This is a genomic window from Mesorhizobium sp. M0016 (assembly GCF_040324035.1).
GTDB lineage: Bacteria > Pseudomonadota > Alphaproteobacteria > Rhizobiales > Rhizobiaceae > Mesorhizobium.
In genome coordinates this window covers 18,755-32,777 of record NZ_JAMYVM010000020.1, presented here as the reverse complement: position 1 = coordinate 32,777, position 14,023 = coordinate 18,755, and the positions used below count along the sequence as shown (strand labels likewise).

At 62.7% G+C, this 14,023-nt stretch carries 13 protein-coding genes; 4 read left to right on the top strand and 9 right to left on the bottom strand.

Annotated features, from left to right (window positions below):
- Window positions 1-52: 52 nt before the first annotated feature.
- Window positions 53-718, top strand: a complete 666-nt coding sequence (locus tag NKJ88_RS24415; RefSeq protein ID WP_023824489.1) for a TIGR02117 family protein — start codon at window positions 53-55, stop codon at window positions 716-718.
- Window positions 719-937: 219 nt separating this feature from the next.
- Here the strand turns inward: NKJ88_RS24415 and NKJ88_RS24410 are convergent, their stop codons facing one another.
- Together NKJ88_RS24410 and NKJ88_RS24405 are read right to left on the bottom strand one after the other, a co-directional pair.
- The gene (locus tag NKJ88_RS24410; protein WP_023824490.1) at window positions 938-2,176 is read right to left on the bottom strand and encodes an FAD-dependent monooxygenase; all 1,239 of its coding nucleotides are present in this window, start codon (window positions 2,174-2,176) and stop codon (window positions 938-940) included.
- Window positions 2,177-2,195: 19 nt separating this feature from the next.
- Window positions 2,196-2,441: a zinc-finger domain-containing protein gene (locus NKJ88_RS24405; protein WP_023705697.1), complete on the bottom strand. Its 246-nt coding sequence runs from the start codon at window positions 2,439-2,441 to the stop codon at window positions 2,196-2,198.
- A 233-nt stretch (window positions 2,442-2,674) separates the two neighbouring features.
- Here NKJ88_RS24405 and NKJ88_RS24400 point away from each other — a divergent pair, with 233 nt between their 5' ends.
- A complete protein-coding gene (locus tag NKJ88_RS24400) occupies window positions 2,675-4,867 on the top strand; it encodes an RNA degradosome polyphosphate kinase (RefSeq protein ID WP_023700662.1) in 2,193 nt (730 codons plus the stop codon).
- Window positions 4,867-6,399, top strand: a complete 1,533-nt coding sequence (ppx, locus tag NKJ88_RS24395) for an exopolyphosphatase (protein WP_023820015.1) — start codon at window positions 4,867-4,869, stop codon at window positions 6,397-6,399. The genes NKJ88_RS24400 and ppx overlap by 1 nt, the downstream gene beginning before the upstream one ends.
- Window positions 6,400-6,658: 259 nt before the next feature.
- Here the strand turns inward: ppx and NKJ88_RS24390 are convergent, their stop codons facing one another.
- The 6 genes from NKJ88_RS24390 to NKJ88_RS24365 all read right to left on the bottom strand — a co-directional run bounded on the left by NKJ88_RS24390 (window position 6,659) and on the right by NKJ88_RS24365 (window position 12,593).
- Window positions 6,659-7,066, bottom strand: coding sequence for a DoxX family protein (locus tag NKJ88_RS24390; protein ID WP_023712732.1), 408 nt, complete (start codon window positions 7,064-7,066; stop codon window positions 6,659-6,661).
- A 137-nt stretch (window positions 7,067-7,203) separates the two neighbouring features.
- Window positions 7,204-7,626, bottom strand: a complete 423-nt coding sequence (locus NKJ88_RS24385; RefSeq protein ID WP_023671490.1) for a DoxX family protein — start codon at window positions 7,624-7,626, stop codon at window positions 7,204-7,206.
- A 249-nt stretch (window positions 7,627-7,875) separates the two neighbouring features.
- Window positions 7,876-9,273, bottom strand: a complete 1,398-nt coding sequence (fumC, locus tag NKJ88_RS24380) for a class II fumarate hydratase (protein ID WP_023743009.1) — start codon at window positions 9,271-9,273, stop codon at window positions 7,876-7,878.
- A gap of 578 nt (window positions 9,274-9,851) precedes the next feature.
- Window positions 9,852-10,838, bottom strand: a complete 987-nt coding sequence (locus tag NKJ88_RS24375; protein WP_352445855.1) for a glycosyltransferase family 10 domain-containing protein — start codon at window positions 10,836-10,838, stop codon at window positions 9,852-9,854.
- 103 nt (window positions 10,839-10,941) lie between these two features.
- Entirely contained in the window at window positions 10,942-11,703 is a 762-nt protein-coding gene (locus NKJ88_RS24370; RefSeq protein WP_352445853.1) for an SDR family NAD(P)-dependent oxidoreductase, read from the bottom strand.
- Between the two features lie 128 nt (window positions 11,704-11,831).
- Window positions 11,832-12,593, bottom strand: a complete 762-nt coding sequence (locus NKJ88_RS24365; protein WP_352445852.1) for an NIPSNAP family protein — start codon at window positions 12,591-12,593, stop codon at window positions 11,832-11,834.
- Between the two features lie 84 nt (window positions 12,594-12,677).
- Between NKJ88_RS24365 and NKJ88_RS24360 the strand changes: the two genes are divergently transcribed.
- Entirely contained in the window at window positions 12,678-13,364 is a 687-nt protein-coding gene (locus tag NKJ88_RS24360) for a TetR/AcrR family transcriptional regulator (RefSeq protein WP_023689911.1), read from the top strand.
- A gap of 18 nt (window positions 13,365-13,382) precedes the next feature.
- On the opposite strand, the gene NKJ88_RS24355 is transcribed toward NKJ88_RS24360, so the two are convergent.
- Window positions 13,383-13,976 (bottom strand): hypothetical protein, encoded by a 594-nt coding sequence (locus tag NKJ88_RS24355; RefSeq protein WP_023689912.1) that lies wholly within the window; start codon window positions 13,974-13,976, stop codon window positions 13,383-13,385.
- Window positions 13,977-14,023 lie beyond the last annotated feature (47 nt).

The following is a 14,023-nucleotide window of genomic DNA, read 5'->3' as shown; positions in this document are numbered from 1 at the left end:
CTTTTGCTATCTGGGGTCGATCTTCTCCATTGAAACACAAAGCCGCCGCCGCATGAGAAAAGCCCTGCGTTTCGTGGCCATGCTGATTATCGTGGTCGCGCTCGCTGCCACGCTCGGCACGCTGGTGCCGCGTCCGCTGTGGCCGGCGTCAGCAGCGGGTGAGGGCACGCGCCATATTCTGGTGCTGGAGAATCCGATCCACACCGACATCGCCATTCCCGTCGATGACGAGGTGCGCCGGCGCTTCCATTTCCTGGTCGCTGCCGGCATCCCTGTCGACGCCCCGGAAGTGCGCTACATCGTCTTTGGCTGGGGCGGCCGGGCCTTCTATCTGGAGACGCCGAGCTGGTCGCAGCTGAAAGCAGTGCCCGTCCTCAAGGCGCTGACACTGGACGCCTCGGTCATGCATGTCGATATCGCCGGGGCCATCGCCGAGCCGCACCCTGCTGTCACCGGTTTTGACATCGATGAGGAACGTTTTGCAGCGCTGCTCGACTATATCGACGCGAGTTTCCAGCAAGGGCCGCATGGTCCGGTCGTCATCGAGAACGCCGCCTATTCCAGCTTCGACCGCTTCTTCGAGGCGAACGGCCATTTCAACGCGCTTGTCGGCTGTAACACCTGGACAGCCGCCGGCCTGCGCACCGCCGGCCTGCGCACCGGCTGGTGGAACCCGCTGCCGGCCTCGCTGGGATTTTCAATGCGGTTTTATAACTAGCAGTCCTTCATCGCACCGCGACAGTGTTGGATCTTTTGAAGTCAGCGGGACAGCACTCCCCTCTGGCCTGCCGGCCATCTCCCCCGCAAGAGGGAGATCAGCCGTTTTGCCCGCGCTCCTGCTGCAACGCCGGCGATTTTGGCGAAGGCGACGGCGACATCCAATCTCCCCCCTTGAGTGGGAGATGTCCGGCAGGACAGAGGGGAGTGGGAAGGATCGCTACGTCGACGATCTAGACTGCCGAGTGTCCGCTCGCCATCCATAGAGCCAGTCGAGGTCGGCGGCGAGCTTGTCGGGCGAGCGCATGGCCAGGAACAGATTGCGGGCGATCGCCACCGGGCCGGCAGCATGCCAGGCGAGGCGGTTTACGGCCCCACGACGCGCGGCCTTGGCGACACGCGGCCGCCGAAGATTTTCCCAGATTTGAAAACTTCTGGGCAGATCGCCAGGGAAATCGGCGATAGCGTCGGCAAGCGTGATGGCATCTTCGATCGCCATTGCCGCGCCCTGTGCGGCAAACGGCGTCATCGCATGCGCAGCGTCGCCGATCAGCGCGATGCCCCGCGGGCTCGTCCACCGCTGTTGTTCGACGGTGTGGATCGGAAAGGCCGTCCATGGGCCGGCCAGTGCCACAAGCTTCGTCAGGCCCGGCGCGGTGCCGCGCAGGGCAGCCGTGAGGATCGCGGGATCGGCATGGCCCGACCAACCTTCGGCCATGCGCTCACCCTTGGTGAAGGCGGCGAGATTGAAGGCCCGGCCTTTGCTGACGGGGTAGGCGACCATGTGGAAGCCAGGATGCAGGAACGTGGTGACGCAGTCGGCGGCGCCGATCGCGACAAAGCCTTCTCCGGCCGCACCGTCGGCCGCGATCGTGACTCGCCAGGCGAGTTCGCCCGAAAAACGGCTTTTGACGAAGTCCTCGCCTGCGAGTTGCGCCCGGACCGCCGACCAGACGCCGTCGGCGCCGACCAGCAGTTTGCCGCGTGCCTCGATCTCGCGGCCGTCCACTTCGGCGGTCACGGCGACATATTGCGCGTCTTTGACGATGCCGGTCACGCGGGCGCCGGTGATGAGCTCAATCTGCGACCGTTCAGCCATTTGCCCCAGCAGCGCTGCCTGCAGATCTGCGCGATGGGCGACAAGATAGGGCGACTGCCAGCGCGCTTCGGCGGCGTGCCCGAGCGGTACCCGCGCCAGTTCGCGCAGCGTCCCGGCGTCCTTGAGCACGACCGCTTCCGGCCGCAACGCTGCGGGCAGCAGTCGGTCGAGCACGCCGAGTTTTCCAAGAATGCGTGTTGCGTTGGGCGAAAGCTGGATGCCGGCGCCGGCCGCTTCTAGGTGCTGTGCCTGTTCGATCAGCTTTACCGGATAACCCCGTCCGGCGAAGGCAAGGGCAGCGGTCAGCCCGGCGATGCCGGCCCCGGCGATTATGACCTGCCGGGACCTGATGTCTTCCATCGGGCTTGTCGCGGAAGGATCAGGCGGCCTGGTCGATATAAAGGCAACCAGCCGGCAGCGTTTCCGTCGCCCTCAGCTTCGCCGAATAGCGGTAGAGCGTCGAGCAGTAGGGACAGACCTTTTCATTGTCGTCGCCCATGTCGAGGAACACGTGTGGATGGTCGAAGGGCGGGTTGGCGCCGGTGCACATGAATTCCTTGACGCCGATGTCGATTGCCGGATGGCCCGCATCGTTCTGGAAGTGGGGAATGGAACCGCCTGCCATCGTCGTCTCCTTGATCTCGTCGAAAAGCATCTGGAACATAACAGGCCTGTTTGCAAGATCGATGAAATGAAACTGTCGCAAAAGCCTGTCAGAGGATACGGTGAGCCGGTTAAGTGCATGTCCCTGAAATCGGAACGGTTTTCGCCGAAGGGCCATGCGTCACAAAAGCGTGTTAGAGGCATGGCACGTCCAGCGGCGCTCCAAGGGACGGTTGGCGGGGAAGAGCAGGAACCATGAACGAACTGAAGCCGGTGCAGAGCGAATTCATCAATGTCGAGGTGGCGAGCCCCGAGGGCGGCAACCCCGATCGGTTCGTCAACCGTGAGTTCTCCTGGCTGCAGTTCAACCGGCGTGTGCTCGAGGAATCACAGAACGAGCACCATCCGCTGCTCGAACGCGTCCGTTTCCTGTCGATTTCGGCCGCCAATCTCGATGAATTCTTCATGGTCCGCGTCGCCGGCCTTGCGGGCCAGGTGCGCGAAGGCATTGCGCTCAAGAGCCCCGACGGCCGCACGCCGGAGCAGCAGCTGGAACAATTACTGCGCGAGGTCGAGCGGCTGCAGGAGGACCAGCAGAATAGCCTTTCGGCGCTGATGTTGCTGCTCAACAAGGAAGGCATTGAGAGCATCACCCGCGATGCACTGACCAAGGATGAAAAAGTCTGGCTGGAAGACCATTTCCAGGACCAGGTTTTCCCGGTGCTGACTCCACTGTCGATCGACCCGGCGCATCCGTTTCCGTTCATTCCCAATCTCGGCTTCTCGATGGCGCTGCAATTGCGCCATCGCAAGAATGGCGAGGAGATGAGCGCGCTTCTGCGCCTGCCGGTGGCGCTGAAGCGCTTCATCCGTCTGCCCGACCGCAAGCAGCACGTTCGCTTCATTCCACTGGAGGAGGCTGTCGGCCTCTATATCGGCAAGCTGTTCCCCGGCTATGAGGTCAAGGGTTCAGGCACCTTCCGCATCATCCGGGACAGCGATATAGAGGTCGAGGAAGAGTCGGAAGATCTCGTGCGCCTGTTCGAGACGGCGCTGAAGCGCCGCCGCCGCGGTTCGGTCATCCGCATCGAATTCGACAAGTCGATGCCCGGCGAATTGCGCGAGTTCGTCGCCGGCGAGCTTGGCGTCTCTTCGAGTCGCATCAGCGTTCTGACCGGCCCGCTGGCGCTCAGCCAGATTTCCGAGATCGTCGCCGTGCCGCGCGACGACCTGAAGTTCACCCCCTACAATCCACGCTTTCCCGAGCGCATCCGCGAGCATGGCGGCGACTGTTTCGCGGCCATCCGCGAGAAGGACATCGTCGTCCACCACCCCTATGAATCCTTCGACGTGGTGGTCCAATTCCTGCGCCAGGCGATGGCCGACCCTGAGGTGGTGGCGATCAAGCAGACGCTCTACCGCACCTCCAACGACAGCCCGATCGTGCGCGCCTTGGTCGACGCGGCCGAGGCAGGCAAGTCGGTGACCGCCCTGGTCGAGCTCAAGGCGCGCTTCGACGAGGAAGCCAACATCCGCTGGGCGCGCGACCTCGAACGCGCCGGCGTCCAGGTCGTGTTCGGCTTCCTCGAACTCAAAACCCATGCGAAAATGTCGCTGGTGGTGCGGCGCGAGGACGGCAAGCTGCGTAACTATGTGCATCTCGGCACCGGCAACTACCATCCGGTGACAGCGCGCATTTACACCGACCTGTCCTTCTTCACCACCGATCCGACGATCGCGCGCGATGTCGCCCAGCTGTTCAACTTCATCACCGGCTATGCCGAGCCGACCGATGAGATGCGGATCGCCATCTCGCCGTTTACGCTGCGCAGCCGTATCCTCAAGCACATTGCCGACGAGGTCGCCTACGCGCTGGCTGGCCGTCCGGCGCGCATCTGGATGAAGATGAACGCGCTCGTCGATCCCAACATCATCGACGCGCTCTATGACGCCAGCCGTGCCGGCGTCGAGATCGATCTCGTCGTGCGCGGCATCTGCTGCCTGCGGCCGCAGGTGCCCGGCCTGTCGGAAAACATCAGGGTCAAGTCGATCGTCGGCCGCTTCCTCGAACACAGCCGCATCTACTGCTTCGGCAACGGCCATGGCCTGCCGTCGGACGAGGCGATCGTCTACATCGCCTCGGCCGACTTGATGCCACGTAATCTCGACCGCCGCGTCGAGACCATGGTGCCGATCACCAATCCAACGGTGCATGAACAGATCCTTGGCCAGATCATGCTGGGCAACATCATGGACAACCAGCAAAGTTTCGACGTATTGGCTGACGGAACCTCCCGGCGCGTCGTGCTGGAGGAGGGTGAGGAACCGTTCAACGCGCAGGAATATTTCATGACCAATCCGAGCCTGTCGGGACGGGGTGACGCGCTGAAGTCGCATGCGCCCAAGCGCATCGCGCAGTTCAAGCGTCGCAAGAAGAACACCGGCTGATGATTTCAACGTCCCAAGGCCGGCTGCAGGATCGCCGGCCGCTGTCCATCATCGACATCGGCTCGAACTCGATCCGCCTTGTCGTCTATGAAGGGCTGGCGCGCTCGCCGACCTTGCTGTTTAACGAAAAGATGCTGGCCGGTCTCGGCCGCGGCATCGTTTCGACCGGCAAGCTCGATCCCGAGGCGGTGACGCGCTCGATGGAGGAGTTCCGCCGTTTCCGCGCGCTCTCCGACCAGGCGGGTGCGGAGCACATGTTTGTGCTGGCAACGGCCGCGGCCCGCGAAGCGATCAACGGCCCCGATTTCATCCACCGGGCCCAGGATGTGCTCAAGACCGAGATCCGCGTGCTCACTGGCCGGCAGGAGGCGCATTATTCGGCGCTTGGCGTCATTTCGGGCTTCCACCCCGCCAATGGCATTGCCGGCGATCTTGGCGGCGGCAGCCTGGAGCTTATCGACATCAATGGCGAGGCGATCGGCGACGGCATCACGCTGCCGCTGGGTGGCCTGCGGCTGCAGGACATGGCCAGGAATTCGCTCGCCCAGGCGACAAAGATCACCCGCGACGAACTGGCGCGCGCCAAATTGTTGAAGGGCGGGCAGGGACGGCCCTTCTACGCCGTTGGCGGCACCTGGCGAAACCTTGCCCGGCTGCACATGGAAATGACCAACTACCCCCTTGGCGTCATGCACCACTATGAGATCGGTGTCGACAGCGCCGCCAATTTCCTGAAGCAGGTGGCGAAAGGCGAGATCGAGAAGGTCAAGGGCATCGAAGGCGTGTCGAAGAACCGCCGTTCGCTGCTGCCCTATGGCGCGGTCGTGCTGCAGGAGATCATGGCGGCGATGCAGCCGTCGAAGATCATCGTCTCGGCATTGGGCGTGCGCGAAGGGTTTCTCTATTCGCTGCTCGACCCTGCCGAGCAGAAGGCCGATCCGCTGGTCTCCGCTTCGGAGGAACTGGCGCGGCTGCGGTCGCGCTCGGTCACCCATGCGCATGAGCTTGTCGAATGGACGGACAAGACCTTTGCCGCCTTCGGCATCGACGAGACGGAGGATGAGGCGCGCTATCGCCACGCTGCCTGTCTGCTGGCCGATATAGGCTGGCGCGCACACCCGGAATATCGCGGCAAGCAGTCGCTCAACATCATTGCCCACGCCTCCTTCATTGGCGTCGATCACCCCGGCCGAGCCTTCCTGGCGCTGGTCGGCCTGTTCCGCCACGAAGGCGTGTTCAACGATGCGGCGCCGGAAATCCGCGGCCTGGCGACGCCGCGCTATCTCGAGCGCGCCCGCATCCTAGCGGCGGTGCTGCGCGTCGTCTATCTGCTGACTGCGGCCATGCCCGGCGTCATGCCGCGGCTGAAATGGGAAAACCGCGGCAATGGCACGTTGGCGCTGGTGCTACCGGCCTCACTTTCCGATCTTTACGGCGAACGCCCGGCCGGACGGCTGGCGCAACTGGCGCGGATCACCAACCGCCGGCTGGTGCTGGCGGTCGAGGGTGGGCAGAGCGTGTCGGTGAAGTAGGCGCGGCCTGACAGCAAAACCATGTCGTCGTCGGCCTCGCGTTCGAGGACCGGCTTCCTCAATCCGTCGCTGCTTCGCACCGCCACCTTCCCCCTCCGGAGGGAAAGGAAGGGAGCCTCGTTGGAAAGCGTTGGCGGCAATAGGCTCGAGCCCTTCCTCTACTCCGTCGATCGGGGGAGAGGTGGCTCGGCGGAGCCGAGACGGAGTGGGGGTCGACCTGCCTCGGCGAGGGATCAACCTGGGACGATATTTGACGATATCAGACCGCGGCGCGGCGCCCGTCGATCGACCAGGCCCCGGCGCCGGCCATGGCTAGCGCCAGGAATCCACCGGCGATGGCAATATCCTTCATCAGCATCTGCTGGTGCAGGAAGGTGAGCATCGGGTCATCGCCGCCCTGGCCGTAGTGGCCGATGGAGCCTGCAACGATGCAGAAAGCGGCAAGAAGTATCGCAACGACCGGCGTCTGAAAGCCGACCAGTATCAAGAGACCGGCAATCAACTCGAACAGCCCGGTGCCCCAGGCAGCAAGCGTCGGCAATGGCATGCCGAGGCCGGCGAAATAGCCGGTCGTCCCGGCAATGTCGGCGAGCGCGTGGTAGCCGGAGGGAACGAGCAGGGCGGCGAGCAGCAGCCGGGAAATCAGAAGCAATGCATCGCGGGGCATGGTCATCTCCGTTGTCTGTCCGCCGGCTGTTTCGAGACCGATCCTAGCAGGGATGGGACGGGCGCGCGCTTGGGCAGACAACGAAAAAGCGGCGTGGAAAATTCCACGCCGCTTTTTTCAGGCTTGGGAGGGAAAGCTCAGCCGCGCTTGGCGTCGATCGAGTAGGCGCCAGGGCCCGAGGAAGCCAGCAGCAGGAAACCGCCGGTGATGGCGACGTTCTTCAGGAAATGGATCATCTGGTTCTGGTCGGCCCAGCCGGTATGGGCGACAAAGGCCGAGGCGATGGTGAAGACCGCGAGCACCCAGGCGGCGATGCGGGTCTGAAAGCCAACGAGCACGGCAAGGCCGCCGAGCAATTCGATCAGGCCGACGACAATGGCCGTTATGGTCGGCACCGGCAGGCCCATCGCGCCGAAATAGCCGGCGGTGCCGGAAATGGCGGTGAGCTTGCCGAAGCCGGAAAGCAGGAAGATGGCGGCGAGCAGGATGCGGCCGAGCAGGATGGTGGTGGAGCTGTTGGACGCGATGCCGGCGCCGGCAGCGGAAGTGTTGATGGACATGGTGGCTCTCCGAAAAGGGTTGATGTCCCGGTCAGATAGACCAAGCCGACTGTTCACCAAAGCCGCCAGTCCGGCGACACATTGTTCACAGGATGTACATTTCGGGATCGTTCGACCGACGCAAAATTCTTGTCGCGGCCAGCAGCGGCGGGAGCAAATTGTCCCGCCACACAATTCGGATTTCTAGTTGACGCAATTCCAAAGAGGAAGGGCTGCGCGCTTCGAGGAAGGCACTTCCCCTGGAATCGCTTAACCCGGATGCGTCATGTCCTCCGGCCGCACCAGCCGGTCGTAGTCTGCCTCGCTGACCAGCCCGGTGGCCAGTGCTTCCTCGCGCAAGGTGGTGCCCTTCTTGTGCGCGGTCTTGGCGATCTTGGCGGCATTGTCGTACCCGATCGTCGGCGCCAGCGCTGTCACCAGCATCAGCGAGCGGTCGAGCGCGGCCTTGATGTTGTCTTCGCGCGCCTCGATGCCGACGACGCAATTGTCGGTGAAGGAGATCGAAGCGTCGGCCAACAGCTGCACCGACTGCAGGAAGTTGTAGGCCATCAGCGGGTTATAGACGTTGAGCTCGAAATGGCCCTGGCTGCCGGCGAAGGTCAGCGAGGCGTTGTTGCCGAACACCTGCACGCAGACCTGCGTCAGAGCCTCGCATTGGGTCGGGTTGACCTTGCCCGGCATGATCGAGGAACCCGGCTCGTTTTCCGGCAGCGACAGTTCGCCGAGGCCCGAGCGCGGGCCGGAGCCGAGGAAGCGGATGTCGTTGGCGATCTTGAAGAGGGCGGCGGCCGCCGCGTTGATGGCGCCATGCGAGAACACCATGGAATCATGCGCGGCGAGCGCCTCGAACTTGTTCGGCGCGGTGACGAAGGTGATGCCGGTGATTTCGGCGATGCGCGCCGCCACCTTTTCCGCAAAGCCGACCGGCGCGTTGAGGCCGGTGCCGACGGCGGTGCCGCCCTGCGCCAGTTCCTGCAGGCCGGGCAGCGTCATCTCGATGCGCTTGATCGAAGAGGCCACCTGCGCGGCGTAGCCGGAAAATTCCTGGCCCAGCGTGAGGGGTGTCGCGTCCTGCGTATGGGTGCGGCCGATCTTGATGATGTGGGCGAAGGCCTTCGTCTTGACCTCGAGCGCAGCGTGGAGATGCTTCAGCGCCGGCAGCAGATCGTGCACGATGCGCTCGGCGCACGCGATGTGCATGGCTGTCGGGTAGGTGTCGTTCGACGACTGGCTCATATTGACGTGGTCGTTAGGGTGCACCGGCTTCTTCGAGCCCATGACGCCGCCCAGAAGTTCGATCGCCCGGTTGGAGATCACCTCGTTGGCGTTCATGTTGGACTGCGTGCCCGAGCCGGTCTGCCAGACGACCAGCGGGAAATGATCGTTCAGCTTGCCGTCGATCACCTCTTGCGCCGCCTCGATGATCGCCTTGCCGACTGCCGGATCGAGCCGCTTCAACTCCATATTGGCTTCCGCCGCCGCTCGCTTGACGATGCCGAGCGCACGCACGATCGAGGCCGGCTGTTTTTCCCAGCCTATCCTGAAATTGCCGAGGGAACGCTGCGCCTGCGCGCCCCAGTAACGGTCGGCGGCAACCTCGATGGGGCCGAACGTGTCGGTTTCGGTTCTGGTCCTGGCAGCGGTCACTTGTCTCTCCGACGATCGAATTCGGCAACGGCGTATCGCGTTGCACAATGGCCTTCAAGCAGAGATTGCGGCCGGCAGGCAGTAAATCGGTTGAAGCAGTAGCGCCGCCCTTCGGGATCCTGCACCCTCCACTTTCGTGTGAAGGAAATTGCTCCTCAGTGCGGCTTGATCCCATAAAGTGGACGGAAACTTGCGGATTTAGCTCGATAAGATCATGTCGAGCTGGCGGATTGCTCTACGCAAACTTCCCCCAGGATCAGCAATGCGCAATTCACGTCTACCTACGAGCGACGCTGCCACACAAACTACCATCCGTGCCGGCGTCTCACTGGCAACAGCAGCGATGAGGTAGCTTATGCACTTGTCCTTCTGTTCAGTTTCCCGACCAAAATCCGGCATCGCATCCGGATCGAGCTTCGGATCGCGAAGCCGAGAATTTCAAGTCCACCCTGGGAGCGCCTCCACATAGCCTCGGAGATTTCCAAGATGCATGGCGGCAAGGTCGAAGCCGTCTCGACGTCGCAAGAGACGCTCTTTGTCCTCCGTATTTTGCTGAAAGCGCGCCTGATCGCGGACCGTCAGCTCGGAACCTTTTTCCTCCAACGGCGCAGCTTTGTCCTGAGATAGGATCTATAGCCGAACGGAAGTGTTCGCCGTCCGGAAGGCGTGCTTGTCCGCGCCTCCAGACGCTGGCGCACGACGCTCATCAGTCTGCAGAACGCGGGTGTTTCCAATGATTGCACCCGTTTGACGAGATTGTCGGGCAATGGCTTTGAGCGCCAGTCGAAATAAGCCTCGTAGTCTTGCGGCGTTGCGATCAGGTGCTGGAGATAGGCTGCAAGATCGCTGGCGCTGGCGAAGGCACTGGCGTCAATAAAGGAGTGCTCCGGAACGAACTCGTCCACATTGGGAGCGCCAAGGTAGATCGGCACCGTGCCCGCCATGAACGCGTCATAGATTTTCTCGGTGACATAGTCGGCCTCGATCGAGTTCTCCATGGCCAGGCAGAATTTGTGCCGCGCAATGGTTTCGATCTTGGTCTTCGAGCCCAGATCGGGGCCAGAGACCGATCGGTTGTTGCGATATCGGCCATAAGAATCGATCTTGATGTGGCGCGCCAGTTCGTTCGCCAAATCGACTCGGCCGCTATAATTCAGGCCTGCCGACTGGAAGAGTGCGACCGGCGCTTCTTCCGTTTTCGGCACGATTGGTCTGGCCAGCGCATCTTTCCACCACACCGCACGCGGAAGGTAGGGTACCCAGACATCAGACCGGGATTCATGCGTCATGATGATATCGAAGTGCCGCATGATTTTGGGGTCGGCAAGTCGCTTGTAGTTTTGGCCGCATTCCATCGACCAGGCGACCCAATATTGACCAGGGTATTTGTAGGCATCGCCAACTTCGCGAAAGTTCGGAATATGGAAGACGACTGCCGCGGCCTCGGAAATCCGTCGTTTGTCCAGTGTCCACCGCCCGGGAATTTCGCACTGTATCGACGCGATATCGACGGGTTTGCTGAAGAACGTTGTGTAGAAGAGGATCAGTGGATCGATAGACGGCATGGCACCACGAATGTCTGAAGCATTGCTCAATCTGCAGACAGACGCGGTATCGGAAGTTTGGTCAAGTGCTCCGCTTGTTCGAGGCAGAGGGCCGTCCAAACGGTCACCCCGCCGTATACCCGCCATCGATCGCGAAAATGCCGCCGCTGGTCCACGCCGCCTCATCGCTGGCGAGATAGACGGCGATGCCGGCAAGATCGCTGGTCTGGCCGATGCGGCCGAGCGGGTAGCTGCGCTCGACATAGGCTTTCAGCTCGGCCTGCGCTGCCGCCGGCAGGTTTTCGATCGACTTGCGCCGCATGGCGGTCTCGACCGTGCCGGGCGCAATCGCATTGACCCTGATGCCGCGCGGACCAAGCTCGAAGGCCAGCGACTTGGTCAGCGAATTCAGCGCGCCCTTGGACAAGGAATACAGGCTCGATGGCCGCTTCGGGATCATCTTGTTGGCGAAGTAGGACGAGATGTTGATGACCGAAGCGCCGGCGCCGAAATGCGGCAGCAGGCGCTGGGTAAGGAAGAACGCCGCCGTCACATTGAGCGCGAAGGATTGCTGGAATTGGTGCTCGGTGACGGTCTCGAAAGCCACCAGATAAGCGACGCCGGCATTGTTGACGAGGATGTCGAGCGGGCCGGTTGCTTTCGCGCGATCGACCACGGCATCGATGCCGGACGAGGTCGAGAGATCGGCCGACTGGGTGCCGACGTTGCCCGCCGCCGCAAGTGTCTCGCGGGCGGTCTCGAGCTTGCTGGTGTCGCGACCGACGATCAGCACGTCGGCGCCCTCGCGCAAGAAAGCTTCCGATATCGCCAGGCCGATGCCGTCCGAGCCGCCGGTCACCAGTGCTCGCTTGCCAGAAAGTCTCATTGAAGGCCAAGTCGCATCGAATGCTCTCGCTGTTGCCCGCGTCACGAAGGCAATGCCGATCGGCGAGGGCGGTCAAGCCGCCGGCCTATCGCTCAGTATGAACTTCGGTTGGCCGCGTGCCGATCCGGTTACCGCAGCAGCGACTGCGACGTCGGCGTCAGGCGCAAGGTTTCGGTCCGCCAGGTCACATCGGCCGCTTGCCATTGGGGCGAAGCGGCAACTGCGGCTTCGTAACTGGCATGCGCCTCGGGACTGTTGAAACCCGTCACCGCGATAAAGACGTTTTCGCTCAAGCGCACCGGCAGGCGGGGAAAGCTGTTTTCGGCGTGCTCGGTGATGAAGGCGCCAAGCAACCGTCCGCCGGCGCCGATAAGGACCGGAACGGCATCCGTTTCGAAATTGCCGGCGAAATCGGCTTCGGCGCCAGACCGCAGATGATGAATCTGGATGACAACAACACCGGTCAAGCCATCGTCTGCGCTCGGCTTTCCATCCGCCGGCATGGCGCCTCGCTGCGCGCCTGACAGATCGAAGCCGGCGCCTGGCCATGCCGCCTTCAAGAGCAGCACATCGTCAGAATCGATCATCGTCGCATTGGCGGCGTCGCGGTGCGCCGTCCACACCGGCCCGTCATAGAAGGCGGTGAGCGCCTGCTTCCGCGCTTCCATGCCATCGAAGCCGCGCAGCCAGACGAACATGTCGGGGCGGTCGAGGTCGCGGAACTGTCCGATGATGGTCATGCCGGCGTGTTCCTGGCCTTCGATGAACCGACTGTCGAAGATGTCGATCAGCGTCTCGCGCCGGCCCGGCTTCAGCGTGTACTGCCGCAACTCGACGACAGGCGAAGCGAGCAGGCTTGCCGTCGCAGGCGCATTCAGGGGTACGGTCATTGTGTCGTCTCCAAAAACAGGATGATCATCCGGTTTATAAAACAGACCGGTTGTCCTGTTTTGTCAATCTGCTATCGTTGGCAAATGTCAGCAGAGATTGCTCGGGCTCCGAAAGGGCCGCCGCGAAAACGCACCAACGATCCCGAAGGGCTGCGCAACAAGGTGCTCGATATCGCCGAAGCGTCGTTCCAGGCGCGTGGCTATCATGCATCCGCTCTTGGCGAGTTGATGACGACCGCAGGCGTCAGCGGCGGCGCGCTGCATCATCATTTCCCGACGAAGAAGGCGCTCGCTCTGGCGGTGATCGAGGAGCGCGTGGCAGCGGCCCTCGATGAAACCTGGATCAACCCTGTACGGGCGGCAGGCTCGGCGCGCGAAGGCGTGCGCGCGGTGTTCGAGGCGGTGGCGACCGAGCTTGAGCAGCAAGGCTTCGTGCGCGGCTGTCCGCTCAACAATCTGGCGCATGAACTGTCGCTCGCTGACCCGGATTTCCGCGCCGCTCTGGACGATATCTTTGCCGGATGGCGTCAGGCGGTTGCCGACAAGGTGCGAGCCGACCAGCAGTCGGGGAGGGAGCAGGGCACCGACCCCGAGCGCTTTGCGGCACTCGCCATCGCCGCCTATTCCGGCGCCATGTCGATGGCCAAGGCGGCACAGGATGCCAGCGTGCTGCGCGATTGCCTGGCCGAACTTCAGGGCAGCTCAACGCCGCCATTCCCGAGCAGAGCGAAGCGGCGTCGCAGGATCCTGCTGCGGCCGGGAAAACCTTGAGGCCGGAACTGCGCTGTTCTAGTTGGAAAGCGGCTTGATCGTCTCGTAACCGTTCACCGATTCCGCGCTGGTCCCTTCGTCGTAACGCCGGGCGAGAGACGCTTGCAGATCGGGAGCATAAAGCGCGGTGAATGTGTCCAGCGTTTCGCCGGCGCCGTTCTTGAAGGTCTCCGTGACCGCCAGCACGTTGTATTTGCAGCCGCCGACGCTGAACGTCTCCTTGCCCTTGACGACCAGGCTCAGTGTCTTGGTGCTCTTCGGCTGCTTGTTCGGCGACAACTCGACGAATTCGATCGTGCTCTTGGCTCCCGTCTTCAGCGGAAACAGTTTTCGCAGATCGGAAAACGGAATCGTCGCCACCCGTCCGGTATCGCTGTCGCGAAACACTTCGACCAGGCCGGCAAACAGGAACTGTGTCTGCGGCGATTGCGATTCGTAGTTGTTGGCGACGGACACCATGCCGCCGGCCACCGGCCGAAACTCGCTGCGGACGCCAGGCATTTCCAGAACGAAGCCGGCCTTGGCCGATTTTGCGTCGACACAATCGGCGGCATGCACCGCAGCCGCCGGTAGCAACCCAGCCAGCACCACGCCTATCGAAACGGCTCTCATGAAATCCTCCCCCTCTGCTTGTATTTGCTACGCGCCAGCATGACCCA

Bases quoted from the DNA above. Each gene is read 5' to 3' on its own strand.
- NKJ88_RS24410 (WP_023824490.1), bottom strand. From the start codon at position 2,176: ATGGAAGACATCAGGTCCCGGCAGGTCATAATCGCCGGGGCCGGCATC.
- NKJ88_RS24360 (WP_023689911.1), top strand. From the start codon at position 12,678: ATGTCAGCAGAGATTGCTCGGGCTCCGAAAGGGCCGCCGCGAAAACGC.
- NKJ88_RS24415 (WP_023824489.1), top strand. From the start codon at position 53: ATGAGAAAAGCCCTGCGTTTCGTGGCCATGCTGATTATCGTGGTCGCG.
- NKJ88_RS24375 (WP_352445855.1), bottom strand. From the start codon at position 10,838: ATGCCGTCTATCGATCCACTGATCCTCTTCTACACAACGTTCTTCAGC.
- NKJ88_RS24390 (WP_023712732.1), bottom strand. From the start codon at position 7,066: ATGCCCCGCGATGCATTGCTTCTGATTTCCCGGCTGCTGCTCGCCGCC.
- NKJ88_RS24405 (WP_023705697.1), bottom strand. From the start codon at position 2,441: ATGGCAGGCGGTTCCATTCCCCACTTCCAGAACGATGCGGGCCATCCG.
- NKJ88_RS24400 (WP_023700662.1), top strand. From the start codon at position 2,675: ATGAACGAACTGAAGCCGGTGCAGAGCGAATTCATCAATGTCGAGGTG.
- NKJ88_RS24355 (WP_023689912.1), bottom strand. From the start codon at position 13,976: ATGAGAGCCGTTTCGATAGGCGTGGTGCTGGCTGGGTTGCTACCGGCG.
- NKJ88_RS24370 (WP_352445853.1), bottom strand. From the start codon at position 11,703: ATGAGACTTTCTGGCAAGCGAGCACTGGTGACCGGCGGCTCGGACGGC.
- ppx (WP_023820015.1), top strand. From the start codon at position 4,867: ATGATTTCAACGTCCCAAGGCCGGCTGCAGGATCGCCGGCCGCTGTCC.
- NKJ88_RS24365 (WP_352445852.1), bottom strand. From the start codon at position 12,593: ATGACCGTACCCCTGAATGCGCCTGCGACGGCAAGCCTGCTCGCTTCG.
- NKJ88_RS24385 (WP_023671490.1), bottom strand. From the start codon at position 7,626: ATGTCCATCAACACTTCCGCTGCCGGCGCCGGCATCGCGTCCAACAGC.